The organism is Candidatus Thiodubiliella endoseptemdiera, from assembly GCF_964212635.1.
Lineage (GTDB): Bacteria > Pseudomonadota > Gammaproteobacteria > PS1 > Pseudothioglobaceae > Thiodubiliella > Thiodubiliella endoseptemdiera.
The window spans coordinates 573,743-594,266 of sequence record NZ_OZ156463.1 but is presented as its reverse complement, the minus strand read 5'-3'; the positions used below and the strand labels follow the sequence as shown (position 1 = coordinate 594,266).

Here is a 20,524-nt window from a genome sequence, read left to right as displayed (position 1 = left end):
CCTTTGCATAAATATGAATAATCATCAAAACGCCATCTTTCATCAAATTACAAACTTTTTAAAAACACCCTTAGCCCTGCTAGGAGTGGATTTAAAAAATTTCCAATTTAATAAAATCTGTCATTTTGCTAATCATCCCTATTTATGCAAAGGTCTCCTAATGAAATTTTTACTGATATTTTTGTTATTTACGGCAAACGCCTACGCTAAAATTGACATTCAACATTGGACGACACCCGAAGGGGCAAAGGTGTTATTTGTGCAAACCAAGGGCTTGCCGATTTTAGATATAGCATTGTCTTTTGATGGAGCGAGTAGTCGAGATGGGGCGCAATATGGATTGGCATCTCTGACGAATAATTTGCTTGGTACCGCTACGCAATATCACAATGAAGAGCAGATTATCAATGCCTTTGAATCTGTCGGTGCACAATTTTCCACACGCTCGCTTAAAGATATGGCGATGGTATCATTACGCACTTTATCAAGAGAAGCGATACTGAGAAAATCACTTGCTATTTTTACCGAAGTCGTTACTCAGCCACAGTTTAAACAGCATTATTTAACGCGTGAAAAGCGTCAAACTTTACAAGCCATCAAAGCCAGTAAACAGTCACCATCAAGCGTCGCATCACTCGCCTTTAATCAAATAATATTTGACGGACACCCTTATGCACACAACACAATCGGCAAAAAATCAACCCTTAGAAATATTACCGCACAAGATTTAAGACACCATTATCAGCAGTTTTATGTGGCAAAAAATCTTACCATAGCACTGGTGGGCGATATTAACAAGGTTAAAGCAAAACAAATTGCTCGTCAAATCTCTCACGGCTTAAACAGTGGTAAAAAAGCCTCCGTCAATGCCGAGCTTTCTTTACCTGATTATGGCGATGAAATCCATATTGAATTCCCATCAAAACAAACGCATTTACTTATTGGACAAGTTGGTATAAGCCGCTCTCACCCTGATTATTACCCGCTATATCTTGGCAATCATATTTTTGGCGGTAGTGGGCTGACTTCAATTTTAAGTGATGAAATCAGAGAAGAAAAAGGCTTGGCATATTCAGCATATAGTTATTTCAGTTTAATGCAATCAAATGGCGCATTTTTAATACGCTTACAAACTAAAAATGCCCAAGCTGAAGAAGCAAAAAACATTGCCATTCAAGCCCTTGATGACTTTATTAACTACGGCATAGACGAACAAAAATTACAAGATGGCAAAGACAATATTATCGGCGGTTTTGCTTTAGAAACAGCAAGTAATAGCAATATTTTGACTTATCTTTCTGTTATCGGTTTTTACGACTTGCCGCTAGATTACCTGAGTAGCTTTACCGACAAAATCAAAAATATTACTGCAAAAGATATTGAATACGCTTTTTCGCGTTTGATTGATACTGATAATTTAACCATTCTAAGTGTTGGAAAAGTAGAATGAAAGCAACAGAATTGCTATTTTCCTATGGCACACTACAAATCCCCGCTGTACAAATCGAAACTTTTGGGCGTGAATTAGCAGGCTATGAAGACCAGTTATTAAACTACAAATTAGTCACGCTTGAAATCCAAGATAAAGCTGTCATCGCACTTAGCGGTGAAACTCACCACCCAATCGCCATTGCTAAACAAGATGAAACTATACAAGGAAAAGTCTTTAAGTTAACCCCTAAAGAATTAGCTCAATCTGACAAATACGAAGTTAGTGATTATCAGCGTGTATTGGGAAAAATGGTATCAGGCACCTTAGTTTGGGTTTATGTAGCAAAGGATTAAAGCAATACCTTTTCAATATGTACAGACCTAATAAAGTCTTTTTGCCAATTTTCACCCAACTGCTGTTCAGCAATTAATTCTATTGGATAGATTGGCTTGACGCCGGTTGAATCGCTATAACGAGATAGACCTTGGCGACAGGCAGGGCAGGTGGTGAGCATTTTTGTGGGTTTGTTATTAGTTTTTATTGTTGCTAAATCTTTTTTAATTTCGGCTTCTTTGCGGAACTTTACTTGTTTGGCAATGTCAGGGCGTGCAACTGCGAAAGTGCCTGATTCACCGCAACAGCGATCGTTGCTCACCACTTCTGAATTGACAATTTTAGAGATGACAGTGCTTGAACTATCTGATTTAATTGGGTCGTGGCAAGGGGCATGGTAGAGGTATTTCTCACCTGTATTGTCAAGGGTTACATTATTTTCTAGTAGATATTCGTGGATGTCAAGCAAGCTGGAATTTTTGAAAATATCGCCTAATTCATAGGTCATTAATTGGTCGATACAAGTGCCACAAGAAGTTAGCACATATTTGATATCAAGGTAGTTGAGTGTGTTTGCCATACGGTGGAACAGCACGCGATTGTCGGTGGAAAGCTCATTTGCTTTTTGGTCATAACCTCCTGCTTTTTGCGGATAGCCACAGCAAAGATAACTGGGGGGTAACACCACTTTTACTCCTTGATGGTAGAGTAGGGCAATCGTTGCCAAGCCGATATTGGAGTACAAGCGCTCTGAGCCGCAACCAGGGAAATAGAATACACTCGGTGAGTCAACGGTGGATTTTTCAGGGTGTGCCAAAATCGGTACACTGCCTGTGTCGTTGATATTGAGTAGGCTTCTTAGTGGGGCAAGTGCGGTGTCCGTTGGTAAAGGTTTGTCTAAAATTGTGACTAATTCTGTAAACGCATTGGGTCTGCCGACTGTTTTATCGGGTTGTTTTTTTAAGAATGGGTAGCTCAGTTTGGAGGCGATGTTTTGTGCTGTGTAACTAAAATCAATCAGTAATTTTTTGGTAATATTGATTTTCCAAGGCTGCTTCATATTTAAATAAGCCATTGATACTTTGGAAATGATATTGGTGTGTCTTTGTTTTTGTTTTACCAAGATATTTTTCATCTTGATGGAGACATCACCAAAGTCAATATCCACAGGGCAAGGCTTTTCGCAACGATGGCAAATAGTGCAATGGTCAGCCACATCATTTAACTCATCAAAGTGTCCAATAGAAACACCTCGACGGGTTTGTTCTTCATATAAGAAGGCTTCGGAGATGAGGTTGGTGCCGATGATTTTGTCGCGTGGCGAATAGAGTAAATTCGCCTCTGGAATGTGTGTGGTGCATACATTTTTACATTTTCCACAACGCAGGCACGATTTTACCATATCGTTAATTTCACCAATTTCACTGCTTTCTAAAATCAATGCTTCTTGCTCAACAAGGCGTAACGAGGGGGTAAAGGCATTTTCCAAACCACTATCGGGCATTAATTTGCCTTTGTTAAAGTGGTTATTGGGGTCAATTTTGGTTTTATACTCGGCAAATTCTTGTTTAAATTCGTCGGATAAATACTGGTATTTGGTGATTCCAATCCCATGTTCGCCTGAAATCACCCCACCCAGTTGTTGGGCTAAAATCATAATTTCATCCACCACAGACTCAGCTTGTTGGAGCATTTCGGTATTGTGTGAATGCACGGGAATATTGGTATGCACATTGCCATCGCCAGCGTGCATATGAGTGGCAACGAAGAGGCGAATTTCACGGTGTTCATCGTGAATGGCTTGAATATCCTTGCGAATATCAACAAACACATCACCCATCAATAAATCCTCTGAAGGCTGGGCAAAATCATGCACATAAGAAATCACCCGTTTGCCCGTTTGCAACGCCTCAAAACCCGCCTCTTGTTGTAAATTGATTAGCGCATCTTGCCATTCGCTATTCACCTTATCAAGCAAAACCAAAACCAAAATAATCTTATCTTTAACAAGTGTGGATGCCGGATTAATATTTTGAAAATAAGTTTTAATTGCCGCTATCATTGCCAATTTATTTTTAATCGATAGGCGAATATTAATATGTTCAATACCGTGACTATAATCACTGAGTTTGTCCAATGGAATCACCACATCCTCATTAATTTTAAAAGCATTGGTATGGGCAGCAATCGCTGCAGTATTGGCACGGTCTTTCCAAAAAACTTGGCGTTTTGCTAACGATTTTGCCACAAAACACTCGCCCCCTCTATCCTCTGTCAGCGTGATAATTTTATCAGTTTGGGTATCAAGTAATGCCTCAGTTTCAGCACTCATATCAATCAATAATACCATCTTTGGCAGCTCTGAACGGTTGGCTTTGGTCGTGTAACTAACGGCCTTAACATACCGAGCATCAAGGTGTTCCATTCCTACTAAATCAACAGCAACATTGGCATCAATACTGTCCTTAATATCAACAATACTGGACACGGCTAACTTTAAATTATGCCCAAAAAACTCCAAACACAATGTATGAATGCACTTTAACGGCTGATGCAAAATAAATTCAGCCGAGGTAATAAAACCATCACAACCTTCTTTCTGAATACCAGGCAAACCATCTAAAAATTTATTGGTCACATCCTTGCCCAAACCGTGTTTGCGTAAGTTGCCAGATTTAATATCCAACCTTTTGGTGCTACTAATAGTCTGCGCATCCGCTGCCAATGTATGAATATCAAAACTCACCTCATCCAACAACTGAATCTTATCCTGATTATGATTAATGCGTTCCACTTTGAGCCATTCCCCATCAGGCATCACCATCTTCCATGAAAGTAAATTATCAATCGTCGTCCCCCACCTCAACGCCTTTTTACCCCCCGCATTCATTGCCACATTCCCCCCAATCGTGCAAGCATCTTGCGAAGTCGGATCAACGGCAAACACCAAATTATTCGCCGTAGCCACCTCACTCACGCGTTTGGTAATCACCCCTGCCCCCACATTCACACTGCGTAACCCATCATGTGTTTTAACTGCATTGATAAAACTGAGTTTTTCGGTATTAATCACCGCAGTTTGTGTATTCAAAGGAATTGCACCGCCAGTATAGCCCGTGCCACCCCCTCTAGGAATAATGGTTAACCCTAATTGGATGCAAGTTTTGATAATCGCAGCAATCTCAAACTCAGTATCTGGGGTAATAACTACCGCTGGATATTCAACACGCCAATCCGTGGCATCAGTTGAATGTGAAGCGCGTGATAAGGCATCAAAACGAATATTATTATTGTGCGTTACTTTCAATAGGGCTTTTTTGATGTGTTTTTGATTGCCTTGAAATTCACTCAAACACAATTTAAAATCATCCACCGCCTGATCAGCACTACCCAACAACTCAAGCACTTTTTGATTGCCATCAGCACGCATACGAATCTGATTAAGACGAGAATACAAAGCCTCAGTTAACGAGTGCCAACGGCGTTTATTCTTAATCAAATCTTCCTGCAAATAAGGATTGCGATTAACAGCCCACATATCACCCAACACCTCAAACAACATTTTTGCACTACGCCCCGTATTACGATTTTCCCGTAATTGATGAAGTAATTCCCATGATTCCTCACCAAGAAAACGGCACACTATTTCCTTATCTGAAAACGAAGTGTAGTTGTAAGGAATTTCTCTATATTGCTGCAAAGATGTCGGAAGTTAGTAAAAGTTGTATTATTTTACTATAATAGCGTTATTTATTGTTTTATTTGGTTGGTTTATGTTGTGGATTAAAGCGTTTCATATTATCAGTATCATTACTTGGTTTGCAGCCTTGTTTTATTTGCCCCGTTTGTTTGTTTATCACGCAATGAGCGATGACAAAATCAGCATTGAGCGTTTTAAAATAATGGAACGCAAACTTTATCGCGGTATTATGATGCCGAGTTTTGTTTTGGCAACGATATTTGGAGCTTGGATGATAGTTGAAAATTGGACATATTATTCCATCCAATATTGGTTGTATGCCAAATTAACCTTAGTTGTGCCATTAATTGCTTATCATTTTTATTGTGGACATTTACTGACTATTTTTAAAGCGAATAAAAATACTCGTTCACATATTTTTTACCGTTGGTTTAATGAATTTCCAGTATTGATACTAGTGGCAATCGTTATCTTAGTAGTGGTTAAACCGTTTTAGAAAACCTGTCTGCTAAGGCTTCATAAATAGGCTGGTGTTGGATTTTTTTAGAGATAAAATTGGCAATTAACGCCACAACTAATGCTGGAATGAGTAGATGCAAACTCATTGTCATTTCAAGAATCACAAATGCTGAAGTGAGTGGTGCGCGGATGACCGCACTCAGATAGCCAATCATCGCTATTAGCATAATGACTTGTGTATCAATTTGTGTGTAAAAATGAGATGCTTCCGCACCGATGCCTGCACCAATTGAGATGCTTGGCATAAAAACACCACCTGGAAGGGTGGAAACAAATGAAGTTAAAACAGCAAAAAATTTCATCACTACAAAATCCAAACCTAACGACTGACTATTGAGTACTTGTAATACTTCTGTGTGTCCAGAGCCCGCGATTTGTCCTTTGGATAGATAGTTAAAAAATGCCACAATCATACCGACACCCAACGCCATAACGAGTACTTTGATTTTGCTATTGATAATCAATTTTTGCACAAAATAAAGTGTTATTCTGGAAAATAATCCACCCAAAATTCCAACTACCACTGTCAAGGGCAGTAATTGCCAAACTAAGGTTAAATCAAACGAAACTGAGGATAAGTCCATTAAATAAGGTTTGTTTCCGTGATATAAAATTTCTAAAAAATAGACAAATCCACTGACAATCAAAATCAAAATTAAAGCCTGTTTTTTTAATTTTCTACCAATTTCTTCATAGGCAAATAGCACCCCTGCAATCGGTGCATTGAATGCTACAATCAATCCTGCACTACCACCAATCGCAATTAAAGCGTGGATTAAAAACTTGCGATTGAGTTTAATAAATTGGTTAAAACCATAAAAAATAGAACCGCCAATATGAATACTTGGGCCTTCAATACCAATTGGTGCACCCCCTAACATTGCTAAAAAGATAAGACCAATTTTCCCAAGTGCAATTCTAAAGGAAAGTAACTTTTTACGGATAGACTTATTGCGAGAATCAGTCGCAGCAATCAGTTGTGGAATACCACTACCCTGCACAAAATGACAATAATGTTTGGCAAAATAAATAATCGTCACAAAAGTAATCGGTGTAATAATAAAATTTAAAGCAGGGTGTTCAACAATGAAAGTTTTAAAAGCGTGCTGTGAAAATGCACTAACAGACAAGAAGAAAGTTATCACCACCACTGTTAAGGCACTAGCAAGTGTTAGTAATGCATAAGTTTTTAATTCACGAGGAAAATGGTAGGCGATGTATTTTTTCATTATTCAAAATTCTTTTGTTTGGAGATTTGTAAAAGAGTTTTTTATTTTTGAGTGTTGATTGAGGCTTGTTTTTTTTGCAAACAAGTCCCCCATATCAATAGAAGGCAGGCTGTATGTGCCAAATTGATAGGGTTGTGTAATACGCTCTAAATCACCTCGTAGTTTGGCAATGGAAATTGAGATTGCTGACAGTGTTTTTAAGTTATTAATAGCAGTTTCATCTAACCCATCATCTGTTATTTGAAATAGATAGTCTGTTTTTAATGAAATGACATAGCCAGGCATTTTTTTGCCCTTGTTATTGATATCTATTTCAATGCGAACCATGAATTCATTCGCTTCGTTGGCATCTTCTAAAATATCAAAATTTAAATCGGTTACATAATCAAACATTGAAAAAGATTCTTTAATACCCTGTTTGGGAAAAAATTCTTTAATTGATAATGCGTTTAAAATACTTGCTTGACATTGCAAAGGGGAATTTTGTATTCTCATATTTTATGCCGCTACATAATTTGCATACGATTTAGCATTGCTAACAGAAAGATTTACATTACTAATAGAAAATTTTCCCCTTGCTTGAGCAATATTGTTTTTATTTTTCATGCTATTAGTGATAGATTGTTTCAATTCAAAATCAATACCTAATGCCAGTTCTATTTTTGCCAATGTTTTGAAATTAATTAATTTATTAAGGTTAAAAAACTGAGAGATATAACTGGCAGATGTGCCAATCTTATTTGCCAACTCTTTTTGTGTCATTGATTGACTTTCTAGTGCCTGCTCTATTTGTGTTAAGTATTGACCCATCAAATCATAAGCCTTGGTATTAATTAGTGCATCGCCCGTTGGATTAAAAATATCATGGAAAAAATCAATCGCTTCTTGGTTGGTGTATTTAGTAGTCATAGTCATTTACCTTTGTTATTAAATTTTTTATTTTTTGTGTCAGTTTATTTTGTTTTTTACTTTCTAATAATTCAGATAATACGATAATTCTTGACTTGCCTTCATTGTAATCCTTGCAATAAATTCGTGCGTTATTAAATTGACTTCCTTTGAATTTAATTGCAGTTATATTTTGAATACTATTGTCATAATTTTCTGAACTATAGACATCTTTTGGCGGTTTTCCTTTACATATCCTTGAAAAAATATATCTTAATCTTTCCACACCTTTATCGCCTAAGAAATTTATTATATTGTCTTTATTTTGCTCGTCAATATAAAATTCTATTTCACTATTGCCGGATAATTTTACCTTATTTCTTTTCATAATTAACCTATAAGTTAATTTTTTTTAAACAACCCTGTTGAAAGGTAACGGTCACCACGGTCACAAATGATGGTAACAATAGTGGCGTTATCCACTTGTTTGGATAGTTCAATTGCAGAGGCGACTGCACCGCCAGATGAAATGCCTGCGAAGATGCCTTCTTTGGTGGCTAAATCACGGGTAGTTTGTTCGGCGGAAATTTGTGAAACATCCATTATTGAATCTACCCTAGATGCGTCAAATATTTTTGGTAAATATTCTGCTGTCCAGCGACGAATACCTGCAATTTTTGCCCCGTCTTCAGGCTGTACACCGATAATTTGAATATCAGAATTTTTATTTTTTAAGGTTTCAGAAACACCCATAATCGTACCAGTTGTACCCATTGCAGACACAAAATGTGTAACCTTGCCATTGGTATCTCGCCATATTTCTTCAGCGGTGTTGTTGATGTGTGCACCTGAATTATCGGCATTGGAAAACTGGTCAAGTTGCTTGCCTTCGCCGTCTTTTTCCATTGTATCTACCAAGTCACGCGCACCTTCCATACCCAATGCTTCACTCACCAAAATTAACTCAGCCCCATACGCCGTCATTGCATCTCGGCGTTCTTGTGAGAGGTTTTCAGGCATAATCAGCACCATTTTATAGTCTTTAATCGCTGCTACCATTGCCAAGGCAATCCCCGTATTACCACTGGTGGCTTCAATCAGTGTATCACCCTCTTTAATATCCCCTCGTTTTTCTGCTTGTGTAATCATATTGAATGCCGCCCGGTCTTTGACTGAGCCTGCGGGATTATTACCCTCAAGTTTCAGCAAGATAGTGTTAGACGGGTTAGGGTTAAGGCGTTGTAAACGCACCAGTGGCGTGTTGCCGATGGTTTGTTCTATGGTTTTGTAGTTCATGGCTTTGTGTTACAATTCAAGTTAATTAAGAGGTGGTGCTGGTCTAAAAATTCCTGAAAATCATCCGCTCTAGACCAAAGTTTTTTAAAATCAAAAGCATTATTGGTCAGCTTTTGCTCAAGATTGCTTTCTTTTATAAATTTTGTTTTAAATTCTTCAGCACTAGAAGTATTGTAAAAGTCTGTAAATAGAGTTATTGTATCTTTTTTATTACATGAAAAACAAAGCTCATCTTCTAGGTTTTTATGTTGAACAATTAAACAAATATTATAAGATTTTAAAAGCCTTATATTTTCTTTAAAAGTATCTATTGCTTTCATTGTGTCGGTATCTATAACAAAAATAACAATAACTCCTTTTTTGATAGTTCTGGTTAATTTTTTACATGACTTTGTCCAAAGATTGAATTTTTTAAGTTTTCCCGATTTTATTGTTTGTGTATTTTTCAAAAATTCTAATAATTTTTTTTCAGTCTCCCCTTCATAAAAATACACAACCTGCTTCATTATAAAATACCTTCAATTTTACTGGTATCTGGCAAGGTATTAAATACATCATTTTTCATAAAACTAAGTAAACTTCTGTCATTTTTGGTGTAGCCTAGTTTTTCAGGATGAATGACTTTCACAAAATTATCTTTTCTCATAAAAGTGTAGCTATGGCTTGGTAAATTCATTTCCAAAACATCATAATTATGTGTTGTGTAAAAAAATTGCGAATTTGGCTTTAGTTTTTCAATGATTAAATTTAGGATTGAGACCTCTATTTCCGAGTGCGAATACGCCATTTTTTCATCTAAGAAGAATGTTCCGTCAGAGGCCGTCATTATATAATTAATGAAATCTGCAACCTCAATAGATTCTATTGTTCCTCTTGAAAATCTATCATGATTTAGTATTTTTCCATTTTCTATAAGAACCTCATCACCATTATCAAACTTAACGATGTAGATATTTTTTTCACTTTCTTTAATTGCATTAACGCTTGATATCGAATTATCAAAGGATTGTAAAATATTCTTTAAAGTGTCAATATTAGGAGTTGGCGTGTCTAATATATTAGAATTTTCAAAATCACTATATTTATAACCCCACTGAGTGCTTTGTGCACATAATTTCTCTCCCAAAGAATGAGCAACAGACTTAAATCCAGGATTTTTAATATCGTGATTATTTTCTTGATTGTAGATAAATTGCGGTTCTGAATTTGCTAAATTTTTCAGTGTTTTTTCAAGATTATAAGTTTTTTTTAATTTTTGAACTCTGTGGGATTCTTCAATTAAGCCGTCTTTATTAAATACTACAATGAGTTTATGAATCTCCTTAGTTTCAGATGTAACATAAATGACTTCAATGTCAGCATTTTCATTTTTATTGTATATCGTTTTTGAAACATCTTCAATATTCCTGCCGCATAAATAATTATTGATAGAGCACATCAATTTTCCTAACGAGGTTTTTCCAGAAGCATTTGCACCCATTAAAATACAAACCTTCTTGTAATGAATTTTTGGAAACTCTTCCAAAAATTCATATTCTATGGTTGAGTTTTTAATTTTTTTAGGATATGTAAAATCAAATTCAGTATCCCTGAACATATAAACATTGTTAATCTTCAATTTAAGAAAAATCATAACTATTTTCCAATATGTGGATTTAAATTAGCATAATTATACGCTAAAAATCACATATTATTTAAAATCGCATTCTTAACTTCATCCATTACTGGATTAATTAAAATCATCTCATTTGTACATTGTGCAATCGCCGTATCAGGGTCTTTTAAGCCGTGCCCAGTTAAAGTGCAAACGATAGTAGAACCTTCAGGAATCTTGCCATTTTTAATGTCAATCATTGCCCCAGCAAGTGAGGTGGCAGAAGCAGGTTCGCAGAAAATACCTTCTTGCTCGGTGAGTAATTTTTGTGCGGCTAAGATGGCTTCATCCGTGATGGCATCAAACCAGCCATTTGATTCTTTTTCTACTTTATGGGCTAAATCCCAACTTTGTGGATGTCCGATGCGAATGGCAGTGGCAATGGTTTCGGGATTGTCAACCAATTCACCTTTGGCAAAGGGCGCGGCACCTGCTGCTTGGTAGCCCACCATTGCTGGTGTTTTTTTCGCTTTGCCATCTTGCTGGTATTCTTTATACCCCATCCAATGAGCGGAAATATTGCCCGCATTGCCCACAGGCAAGCAGTGAAAATTCACTTATTTCCAAGAAAGATGTGATGACAATTACTGTTAAAATACTTGCCAATATCAAAGATACATAAGTCTTTAGCTTACTTGGAAATTGAGTGGCTAAATATTTCCTCATTATGATTTTTTGACACTTAACAATGCCACGCCTGTTATTACAAGTACGATCCCAATTGCATGATGCAAACTAAATAACTCATCAAATATCCAAACACCTAGAGCAATGGTAATAATTGGGCCTAAAGTGCCTACAATTCCTGTTTGTGCTGAGCCAATTTTGGCAATGGCTTCACTAATCATAAAACTCGGTATAACCGTACTAACAACAGCTAACATTGCCACCCAAAACCATGCAATACCAGTTATGTTCAGTGTATTAAAATCGAACAATAAGGCATAATAAACGAGTACAAAAATACTAGAAACGCTCATTGCTAATGCAGTAAACCAAAGGCTGCCAAGTAAATGAATAGTTTTTTTACTAAGCAAAACATAGAGTGCATAACTGAATGCTGAAAGCAATACAAATGACATACCTATTGTTGTGTTAGTCATCTGTGTGCTCGCTTCCTGATTGAATATAAACCATAAGCCAGAATAGGTTAGCAATAAACTAAGGGTGATTTTTTTAGTTAATGGCGTGCTTAAAAAAAGTGCACCTAAAATTACGACAAAAGCAGGATAGGTAAATAAAGTTAAGCGCTCTAAACTAACTGAAAGGTATTCAAGTCCTTTTAAATCTAGCCATGAAGCAAGAAAGTAGCCTATAAACCCTAAAAATAGTACCATTAAAAGGTTGTCTTTAATGGCAGTGGTAGGGACGCTATTTTTACTTAAAAATCCAATAATAAACAAATAAATTGGCAAGGAAATCACCATTCTTAACATTAATACACTGTCAGCATCTAACCCTTGTTGATAGGCGAATTTGATAAATATAGACTTTAAGGAGAATAAAGCCGTTCCTAAAAATGCAAGAAAAAGACCAAATAAAGCACCTTTTTGTTTAAATTTAAACATCTAATTGAGACCTTTGCATAAATAGGGATGATTAGCAAAATGACAGATTTTATTAAATTGGAAATTTTTTAAATCCACTCCTAGCAGGGCTAAGGGTGTTTTTAAAAAGTTTGTAATTTGATGAAAGATGGCGTTTTGATGATTATTCATATTTATGCAAAGGTCTCTAATTCTTTATGTAAACAGTCCAGTAGAAAGATAGCGGTCACCACGGTCACAAATGATGGTAACAATAGTGGCGTTATCCACTTGTTTGGATAGTTCAATTGCAGAGGCGACTGCACCGCCAGATGAAATGCCTGCGAAGATGCCTTCTTTGGTGGCTAAATCACGGGTAGTTTGTTCGGCGGAAATTTGTGAAACATCCATTATTGAATCTACCCTAGATGCGTCAAATATTTTTGGTAAATATTCTGCTGTCCAGCGACGAATACCTGCAATTTTTGCCCCGTCTTCAGGCTGTACACCGATAATTTGAATATCAGAATTTTTATTTTTTAAGGTTTCAGAAACACCCATAATCGTACCAGTTGTACCCATTGCAGACACAAAATGTGTAACCTCGCCATTGGTATCTCGCCATATTTCTTCAGCGGTGTTGTTGATGTGTGCACCTGAATTATCGGCATTGGAAAACTGGTCAAGTTGCTTGCCTTTGCCGTCTTTTTCCATTGTATCTACCAAGTCACGCGCGCCCTCCATACCCAATGCTTCACTCACCAAAATTAACTCAGCCCCATACGCCGTCATTGCATCACGGCGTTCTTGTGAGAGGTTTTCAGGCATAATCAAAATCATCTTATAGCCTTTAATCGCTGCCACCATCGCCAAAGCAATGCCTGTATTGCCACTGGTTGCCTCAATCAGCGTATCACCTACGCCAATCTCACCACGCACCTCAGCTTGAGTAATCATATTGAACGCCGCACGGTCTTTGACCGAACCCGCAGGATTGTTGCCTTCAAGTTTGAGCAAAATGGTGTTGGATGGATTAGGGTTGAGACGCTGCAAACGCACCAGTGGTGTGTTGCCTATAGTTTTTTCTATGGTTAAATAGTGCATAATTTTTTAACTCCTGAAAGTAGCATATTAAAACTAGTAGATGTGTTGCTACCATCTAACTTTAAGTAGGGCGTTATTGCTTTTGAACCTGATATGGGTTGATATTCTTTGTTGGTTATTTTTTGTAATTCTTGTTTTGCGTTACCTAAATTATCGGCATTTCTGAATTTCTTAGAAGTTTGACTGAGGGATAATTTTTTATTAAAAGCTTGCTCAACTGCCGATAAATCGCCTAAGTAAAAATTTTCTAATTCATGACAAGCAATTCGAACAATGGATACATTTTTTTTACCACTTTCATTAACTTTGTCTAGTAATTCCCGCTTAACATCAGTGCAAATAGCGCTATCTTGATCTCTAAGAATTAAAAAAACAGTGTTTGGAGTCTTATAATTTTTTAATTTTTTTTCTATTTGTTTATCTAAATCATTTTTTCCCTCAAAAGGAATAACAGAGTGCGAAAAATTATCAGGCAGTATTTCAGGCAGGACAATTTGTAACATTTCTTTTGCAGATCTTTCTTCAGTGAAGCAAACCAGATTCATTGCTTACCTAACTGATCAAAAAATCCTTGTTTCCACAAATATCCCATTTTGTCACCATCGTCCATATAGGCTTTAATTTGCTCATTTTGAGCGGCGCGTTTAATGGTTGTGTAGCCCTTATTTTTGACCAGTAAAAACACCTCGTCAACTTCAATGGCATTAAGAAAATCAGGGGAATGAGTGGAAACAAAAACTTGCTCACCACGATTGGCATACGCTCTAAATTCTTCGGCTAACTCTTCCAATAAGTGTGGATATAATTGATTTTCCGGCTCTTCAACGCATAGTAACGGATAAGGCTTAGGGTCATAAAGTAACACCAAATAAGCCAGCATTTTGATGGTTCCATCGGAAATGTAACGCACTGCAAAAGGCTTATCAAAAGACTCATCTTGGATTTTTAATAAAACTTGCCCTGTTTCAATAGTTTTTACCTCTACTTTGGAAATTCCTGGAATCCTTTGCCTTAAGATTTTAATAATTTTATCCAGTGTTGATTTGTGATTATTGTGCAAATAATCAATGACATTGGATAAATTCTCACCCAAAGTAGATAAATGCTCAGCATAATCCGCTTGTTGTATATTGCGTGCTTCATTGACATGGATATCAGACACATGCCAATTATCAATCAATTCACTGAATGCAATAACGGCTGGAAATTTTTCAAACTGTGCCAAACCCTTAATGGCTAAAATATCTGGCGATTTTAAAGTTTGATATTCTCTACTTAACTCGTTAATATCTGTATCACCATCTAACTCATTAGTTACAGCAGAACCTTTACCATTACTAAATTCTAAAAAATGCCATGTTGCTCCATAACTACCACGACGATATTTTAAAACTTCTCTTTTCACCACTGCTTTGCCATTTTTTTGGGATATGCTTAAAGAGTAAGTAATAATTGGATTATTTCTAACCGTATCTTTCGCTCTAAATTTTATTTCAAACTCAATATTGCCCGTGCAATCTCGGCTAATAACTTCATTGAAACCACCTCGTTTATTAAAAGCAGTATTAACATCGTGGGCTAGCGCATCCTTTAAAAAACCAAATACATTAAATAATGTCGTTTTTCCAGAACCATTCGCCCCAACAATCACACAAAATCTAGGAATATCCCGCATTTCAACATTTTTAAATGCTTTAAAATTCTTAATTTTTATGGATTCTATTTTCATATTTTTTTACATATTATTTAAAATCGCATTCTTAACTTCATCCATTACTGGATTAATTAAAATCATCTCATTTGTACATTGTGCAATCGCCGTATCAGGGTCTTTTAAGCCGTGCCCAGTTAAGGTGCAAACGATGGTAGAACCTTCAGGAATCTTGCCATTTTTAATGTCAATCATTGCCCCAGCAAGTGAGGTGGCAGAAGCAGGTTCGCAGAAAATACCTTCTTGCTCGGTGAGTAATTTTTGTGCGGCTAAGATGGCTTCGTCAGTGATGGCATCAAACCAGCCATTTGATTCTTTTTCTACTTTACGGGCTAAATCCCAACTTTGTGGATGTCCGATGCGAATGGCAGTGGCAATGGTTTCGGGATTGTCAACCAATTCACCTTTGGCAAAGGGCGCGGCACCTGCTGCTTGGTAGCCCACCATTGCTGGTGTTTTTTTCGCTTTGCCATCTTGCTGGTATTCTTTATACCCCATCCAATGAGCGGAAATATTGCCCGCATTGCCCACAGGCAAGCAGTGATAATCTGGGGCATCGCCCAATTCTTCAACAATCTCAAATGCGGCGGTTTTTTGCCCTTGCAAGCGAAATGGATTGATTGAATTGACGATAGACACGGGTGCATGGTCAGCCACTTCTTTTACTAAACGCATTCCATCATCAAAATTACCTTTAATTTGAATAATCACAGCACCGTGCATCATTGCCTGTGCCAACTTACCCAGTGCAATTTTGCCCTCAGGGATTAGCACAAATGCCTTAATGCCAGCACGCGCCGCATAGGCTGCTGCTGAGGCAGAAGTATTGCCTGTTGAGGCACAAATAATTGCCTTAGAGCCGGCTTCAACTGCCTTGGTAACTGCCATGGTCATGCCACGGTCTTTAAATGAGCCGGTTGGATTTAAACCTTCATATTTCACATAAATATCCACCTCTTTGCCGAGTAGGGCGGGGATATTTTCTAAGCGAATGAGGGGCGTGTTGCCCTCGCCTAAACTGATAAATTTGGTATTTTCATCAACTGGTAATCTGTCTTTATAGTGGTTAATTAGTCCTGTATATCTCATATTACTCCTTTCTTTAATCTAATGTTTCTACATGGATAATTTTAACCGCTTCTTGGATAAAATCTTTACTTTGAATTGTCGCAACAGCGGTATTAATATCTTTTGTTTTTACTAAGTTGGTGATTATCGCAATATGTGCATTATTTTGTGCATCAATTTGCTTTTGTACCACGGATTCTACGCTGATATTATGCTGTGCAAGAATGGCAGTAATATCTGCCAGCACCCCCGTTTCATCGGTTGCCAATAAACGCACATAAAACACGCTTTCAATTTCATCTTGATGCTGATTTTGCATTGCTTCGAGTGATTTCCAGCCAAAGATATCGCCACTCACCGTGCCTTTAATCACATCCACTAAGTCCGCAATCACCGCACTTGCCGTGGCTTCATCGCCAGCACCTGCACCGTAATAAAGAGTTGGTCCAACCGCATTACCTTTTATCAATACTGCATTCATTACCCCATCAACATTTGCCAATAACTGTGTTTTAGGAATCAAAGTAGGATGCACACGCATCTGTATTTGACCCTTAACTTTTTTGGCAATGCCAAGATGCTTGATAGAATAACCTAATTCAGTTGCAAACGCCACATCCTCACCACTTACTTCACTAATCCCTATGGTAGATACTTGCTCAAATTGCAATTCACAACCAAAGGCAATTGATGCCAAAATAGCTAATTTATGTGCCGCATCAATGCCTTCAACATCAAAAGTTGGGTCGGCTTCGGCATAGCCCAAGATCTGTGCCTCTTTTAATACATCGGTAAAATCTCTGCCTTTATCACGCATTTCTGTCAAGATAAAATTACCTGTACCGTTGATAATACCTGCTACCATTTCAATTTGGTTGGCACTTAAGCCTTGCTCTAATGATTTAAGGATTGGAATACCGCCCGCTACCGCCGCTTCAAATAATAAATGCACATTATTCGTTTTTGCCAAAGCCAGTAATTCATTTCCGTGTGTGGCAATCAGTGCTTTATTTGCAGTAATCACATGTTTGCCATTATTCAGCGCCGTTTCAACTAATTTTTTTGCCAAGCCTGTGCCACCCATTAATTCTAGCACCACATCAATTGACACATCGTTCACGATTTCAGTGGGGTTTTGTGTCATCTGAATGCCGTCAGTTGGACAAATACGAGATTGATTAATATCACGAACGGCAGCTTGTGTGACTTGAATATCTGTGCCGGTGCGTCGTGCAATTTCGGTTTGATTTTTTGCTAAAACATTAACAACACCACCGCCAACAGTGCCGAGTCCTAAAATTCCGATGTTCATATGTTTGTAATTAAGGTCTAAAAAAAGTTAGATTATACCGATTATTTTGACAAAGTAATCGCCACGCATTTAAGCGGACGAGAATATTGTGCAGGGATTTTGTGCTTATTGTTAAACAAAACAGGAGCTAAAGATTTGAGCATATCTTCATAAATTGGTTTTTTGAAATCAATAATTGCCTCAATTGGGTGCCAATAATCCACCCATTTCCATTCTTCAAATTCAACTTTAGTGTGCGTGTCTAACTTAATATTGATTTCTTTGGCGGTGAGTTTTAGTAAAAACCAAACTTGCTTTTGCCCCACACAATATTTACTTTTCTTATTATCAGGCAAATCATAACGCAACCATTTCGGTGTTTTGGCAACAACTTCTACATGTTTAGCAGTCAAACCAACTTCCTCTTCTAACTCACGATACAAAGCCTCAATTTCATTTTCACCTTTATCAACACCACCCTGTGGCAACTGCCAGCCTTCTTTTTGATAGCGCTTAGCCAAAAGCACCTGCTGTTTATCATTGGTAATAACGATACCAACATTGGCACGATATCCGTCCCTGTCAATCATATTTTATAGTGTAATTTGGAAGCTAGTCGTCGCCAGAAAACGCACCTAAAATATGCAATAAACTCACAAACATATTATGTAGTGATAAATACAAGCCAACTGTTGCAGAGATGTAATTAGTCTCACCACCATTAATAATAGATGACATTTGCATTAGCATAAATGCACCCATTAACAGCACGACTGCAAATGAAATTGCTAAACTCACAAACGAAGATTCAATAAAAAACATATTAATTAACGACAATACAATCACACCTACCATTGCAAAGAAAATCATGCCACCCATAAATGAGAAATCTTTTTTGGTATTTTGTGCATAAAAACTAATCGCAAAAAATGACACGCCTGTGCCTGTTAATGCTTGCATCACTAAACTTGCACCATTCGGCATTGCTAAGTAATGTATCAGCATTGGACCAATTGAATAGCCTAATAAACCCGCCACAGCAAAGGCAGTAAAAATACCTTTATTGCTATTTTGCGTTCTCGGTAATACAAACCAAATCACCGCTAATGCCATGATTGACGCAACCATTGCCGAGCCAAAACCCGCACCAGATACTACAGAAAACCAAGAAGATAGCCCACCAAACACTAATGTGTATGACAATAATCTCATCGTGTCTGACAAAACTTTATTCTTAATTTGAACACTACCCATCGTAGCTGTTGTTGAAAATGTACTCATGATTTTTCCCTCTTTATTTATAAGTGTAAAATAGCCATTTTATTATGAAAACAGCCTGCAATGAAACTAATTTTAGGTAATGGCAAAACTGCACAGTCTATTGCACGGTTTTTAAAGGGTCAAGGTATTGCCTTCCAGTTAATTAAAGACACCCGAGACATTGACGACCATAATATCTTGCAAAGCATTGACGAGATTTTCATCTCACCTGGTATTCCCCAAACGCAAAATATTGTTATTTGGGCAAGAGCACAAAATATTCCCGTTACCAGCGATATTGAACTGTTTTCACGCTATACAAAAGCACCGATTATTGGTATTACTGGCTCTAATGGCAAATCAACCGTTACTCAATTACTTGGTGAAATGGTCGCCAATGATGGCAAAAAAGTCGCAGTGGGTGGCAATATCGGAAAACCCGCACTTGATTGCCTATCCTCCGATGTTGATTTTTATGTGCTTGAACTTTCAAGTTATCAGCTTGATTACACCCAAACACTCAATTTATTAACCGGCGTGGTGCTGAATATCACCCCTGACCATCTAGACCGATACCCCGATTTCGATCATTATGTTAAGTCCAAACTCAGCCTATACCGATATTGCCAACACCCCATCATTAACCTAGATGAGTCACTCACCTCAAAAATAGACAATGCCAAATGTTTCGGCATAGATATGCCCAAACAAGCCACCGATTTTGGCACTGTTACCTGCCACGGCAGTTGTTATTTTTTAAAAGGTGATGACATGTTGATGGCTGTCGATGAAATGAAACTCATTGGCAAACACAATATTACCAACATCTTAGCCGCACTCTCCTTGGGCGACCAAATCGGACTTAATACCGACTCAATGATTGCAACCATTAAAACCTTTAAAGGCTTAGAACACCGTCTAGAATGGGTAGTAAGAAAGCAAAACATTGATTATTACAACGACTCAAAAGCCACCAATGCCATCTCCACCATCAAAGCCATTAAAGCGTTAATCCACAAACACAAAACCATCAGCCTCATCCTCGGTGGCATCGCAAAAGACGAAGACTACAGCGAACTATTCGCCCTTATCAATCAACACATCACCAGCGTCATCCTCATCGGACAAAGCACCAAAATATTTAAAACCAACATCAAAACCCCTCAAACCCACGCCACCTCAATGCAAGCCGCCGTTGATATTGCCAGTAATACAGATTGCGAAGCAGTATTATTATCTCCAGCCTGTGCGAGTTTTGATATGTTTGATGATTTTGAGCAGCGGGGAAATATATTTAAACAGTGTGTAAATAATTTAGGGGGTAAAATTTAGAGACCTTTGCATAAATATGAATAATCATCATGAATAATCATCAAAACGCCATCTTTCATCAAATTACAAACTTTTTAAAAACACCCTTAGCCCTGCTAGGAGTGGATTTAAAAAATTTCCAATTTAATAAAATCTGTCATTTTGCTAATCATCCCTATTTATGCAAAGGTCTCTAGTAAAT

General features: G+C 37.4%; 22 protein-coding genes and 1 pseudogene. 5 read left to right on the top strand and 18 right to left on the bottom strand.

The window, feature by feature from the left end:
• The first annotated feature begins 13 nt into the window (after window positions 1-13).
• Complete coding sequence (locus AB8525_RS03100) at window positions 14-1,450, top strand: M16 family metallopeptidase (RefSeq protein ID WP_369178551.1); 1,437 nt, start codon at window positions 14-16, stop codon at window positions 1,448-1,450.
• Entirely contained in the window at window positions 1,447-1,785 is a 339-nt protein-coding gene (locus tag AB8525_RS03095; protein ID WP_369178549.1) for a gamma-glutamylcyclotransferase family protein, read from the top strand. Before AB8525_RS03100 ends, AB8525_RS03095 begins: the two co-directional genes overlap by 4 nt.
• Here AB8525_RS03095 and AB8525_RS03090 read toward each other — a convergent pair.
• Window positions 1,782-5,465, bottom strand: coding sequence for a DUF3683 domain-containing protein (locus AB8525_RS03090; RefSeq protein ID WP_369178547.1), 3,684 nt, complete (start codon window positions 5,463-5,465; stop codon window positions 1,782-1,784). The two genes, AB8525_RS03095 and AB8525_RS03090, sit on opposite strands and share 4 nt — an antisense overlap.
• Before the next feature lie 73 nt (window positions 5,466-5,538).
• On the opposite strand from AB8525_RS03090, the gene AB8525_RS03085 reads away from it, so the two are divergent.
• Window positions 5,539-5,961, top strand: coding sequence for a CopD family protein (locus tag AB8525_RS03085; RefSeq protein ID WP_369178545.1), 423 nt, complete (start codon window positions 5,539-5,541; stop codon window positions 5,959-5,961).
• Here AB8525_RS03085 and AB8525_RS03080 read toward each other — a convergent pair.
• The 17 genes and pseudogenes from AB8525_RS03080 to AB8525_RS03000 form a co-directional block, all read right to left on the bottom strand.
• Window positions 5,948-7,213: a chloride channel protein gene (locus tag AB8525_RS03080; protein WP_369178543.1), complete on the bottom strand. Its 1,266-nt coding sequence runs from the start codon at window positions 7,211-7,213 to the stop codon at window positions 5,948-5,950. The genes AB8525_RS03085 and AB8525_RS03080 overlap by 14 nt on opposite strands.
• Before the next feature lie 3 nt (window positions 7,214-7,216).
• Window positions 7,217-7,708: a hypothetical protein gene (locus tag AB8525_RS03075; protein WP_369152526.1), complete on the bottom strand. Its 492-nt coding sequence runs from the start codon at window positions 7,706-7,708 to the stop codon at window positions 7,217-7,219.
• Between the two features lie 3 nt (window positions 7,709-7,711).
• Window positions 7,712-8,122, bottom strand: coding sequence for a helix-turn-helix domain-containing protein (locus AB8525_RS03070; protein WP_369178541.1), 411 nt, complete (start codon window positions 8,120-8,122; stop codon window positions 7,712-7,714).
• A complete protein-coding gene (locus AB8525_RS03065) occupies window positions 8,112-8,489 on the bottom strand; it encodes a hypothetical protein (protein WP_369178539.1) in 378 nt (125 codons plus the stop codon). Before AB8525_RS03065 ends, AB8525_RS03070 begins: the two co-directional genes overlap by 11 nt.
• 14 nt (window positions 8,490-8,503) lie before the next feature.
• Window positions 8,504-9,397, bottom strand: coding sequence for a cysteine synthase CysM (cysM, locus tag AB8525_RS03060; protein WP_369178537.1), 894 nt, complete (start codon window positions 9,395-9,397; stop codon window positions 8,504-8,506).
• A complete protein-coding gene (locus AB8525_RS03055) occupies window positions 9,394-9,903 on the bottom strand; it encodes a hypothetical protein (RefSeq protein ID WP_369178535.1) in 510 nt (169 codons plus the stop codon). Before AB8525_RS03055 ends, cysM (AB8525_RS03060) begins: the two co-directional genes overlap by 4 nt.
• The gene (locus AB8525_RS03050) at window positions 9,903-11,030 is read right to left on the bottom strand and encodes a hypothetical protein (protein WP_369178534.1); all 1,128 of its coding nucleotides are present in this window, start codon (window positions 11,028-11,030) and stop codon (window positions 9,903-9,905) included. The genes AB8525_RS03055 and AB8525_RS03050 overlap by 1 nt, the downstream gene beginning before the upstream one ends.
• Window positions 11,031-11,080: 50 nt before the next feature.
• Window positions 11,081-11,605, bottom strand: a pseudogene (locus tag AB8525_RS03045) (pyridoxal-phosphate dependent enzyme); the annotation flags it as partial.
• A gap of 111 nt (window positions 11,606-11,716) precedes the next feature.
• Window positions 11,717-12,619 (bottom strand): DMT family transporter, encoded by a 903-nt coding sequence (locus tag AB8525_RS03040; RefSeq protein WP_369178532.1) that lies wholly within the window; start codon window positions 12,617-12,619, stop codon window positions 11,717-11,719.
• On the bottom strand, window positions 12,620-12,769 hold the full coding sequence (locus tag AB8525_RS03035) for a hypothetical protein (protein ID WP_369150368.1): 150 nt from the start codon (window positions 12,767-12,769) through the stop codon (window positions 12,620-12,622).
• Between the two features lie 24 nt (window positions 12,770-12,793).
• Window positions 12,794-13,681, bottom strand: coding sequence for a cysteine synthase CysM (gene cysM / locus AB8525_RS03030; protein ID WP_369178530.1), 888 nt, complete (start codon window positions 13,679-13,681; stop codon window positions 12,794-12,796).
• Window positions 13,669-14,226: a DUF4276 family protein gene (locus AB8525_RS03025; RefSeq protein ID WP_369178528.1), complete on the bottom strand. Its 558-nt coding sequence runs from the start codon at window positions 14,224-14,226 to the stop codon at window positions 13,669-13,671. Before AB8525_RS03025 ends, cysM (AB8525_RS03030) begins: the two co-directional genes overlap by 13 nt.
• Window positions 14,223-15,410, bottom strand: coding sequence for an AAA family ATPase (locus AB8525_RS03020; RefSeq protein WP_369178526.1), 1,188 nt, complete (start codon window positions 15,408-15,410; stop codon window positions 14,223-14,225). The genes AB8525_RS03025 and AB8525_RS03020 overlap by 4 nt, the downstream gene beginning before the upstream one ends.
• Window positions 15,411-15,416: 6 nt before the next feature.
• Window positions 15,417-16,481 carry a threonine synthase gene (thrC, locus tag AB8525_RS03015; RefSeq protein ID WP_369178524.1) on the bottom strand — a complete coding sequence of 355 codons (1,065 nt, stop codon included), beginning with the start codon at window positions 16,479-16,481 and terminating at the stop codon, window positions 15,417-15,419.
• A 13-nt stretch (window positions 16,482-16,494) separates the two neighbouring features.
• Window positions 16,495-17,772, bottom strand: coding sequence for a homoserine dehydrogenase (locus AB8525_RS03010; protein WP_369178522.1), 1,278 nt, complete (start codon window positions 17,770-17,772; stop codon window positions 16,495-16,497).
• A gap of 41 nt (window positions 17,773-17,813) precedes the next feature.
• On the bottom strand, window positions 17,814-18,341 hold the full coding sequence (locus AB8525_RS03005) for an RNA pyrophosphohydrolase (RefSeq protein WP_369152507.1): 528 nt from the start codon (window positions 18,339-18,341) through the stop codon (window positions 17,814-17,816).
• A gap of 22 nt (window positions 18,342-18,363) precedes the next feature.
• A complete protein-coding gene (locus AB8525_RS03000) occupies window positions 18,364-19,032 on the bottom strand; it encodes a Bax inhibitor-1 family protein (RefSeq protein ID WP_369152506.1) in 669 nt (222 codons plus the stop codon).
• A gap of 60 nt (window positions 19,033-19,092) precedes the next feature.
• On the opposite strand from AB8525_RS03000, the gene murD reads away from it, so the two are divergent.
• Window positions 19,093-20,343, top strand: a complete 1,251-nt coding sequence (murD, locus tag AB8525_RS02995) for a UDP-N-acetylmuramoyl-L-alanine--D-glutamate ligase (protein ID WP_369178520.1) — start codon at window positions 19,093-19,095, stop codon at window positions 20,341-20,343.
• A 29-nt stretch (window positions 20,344-20,372) separates the two neighbouring features.
• Window positions 20,373-20,519 carry a hypothetical protein gene (locus tag AB8525_RS02990; RefSeq protein ID WP_369149988.1) on the top strand — a complete coding sequence of 49 codons (147 nt, stop codon included), beginning with the start codon at window positions 20,373-20,375 and terminating at the stop codon, window positions 20,517-20,519.
• The last annotated feature ends 5 nt before the right edge of the window (window positions 20,520-20,524 follow it).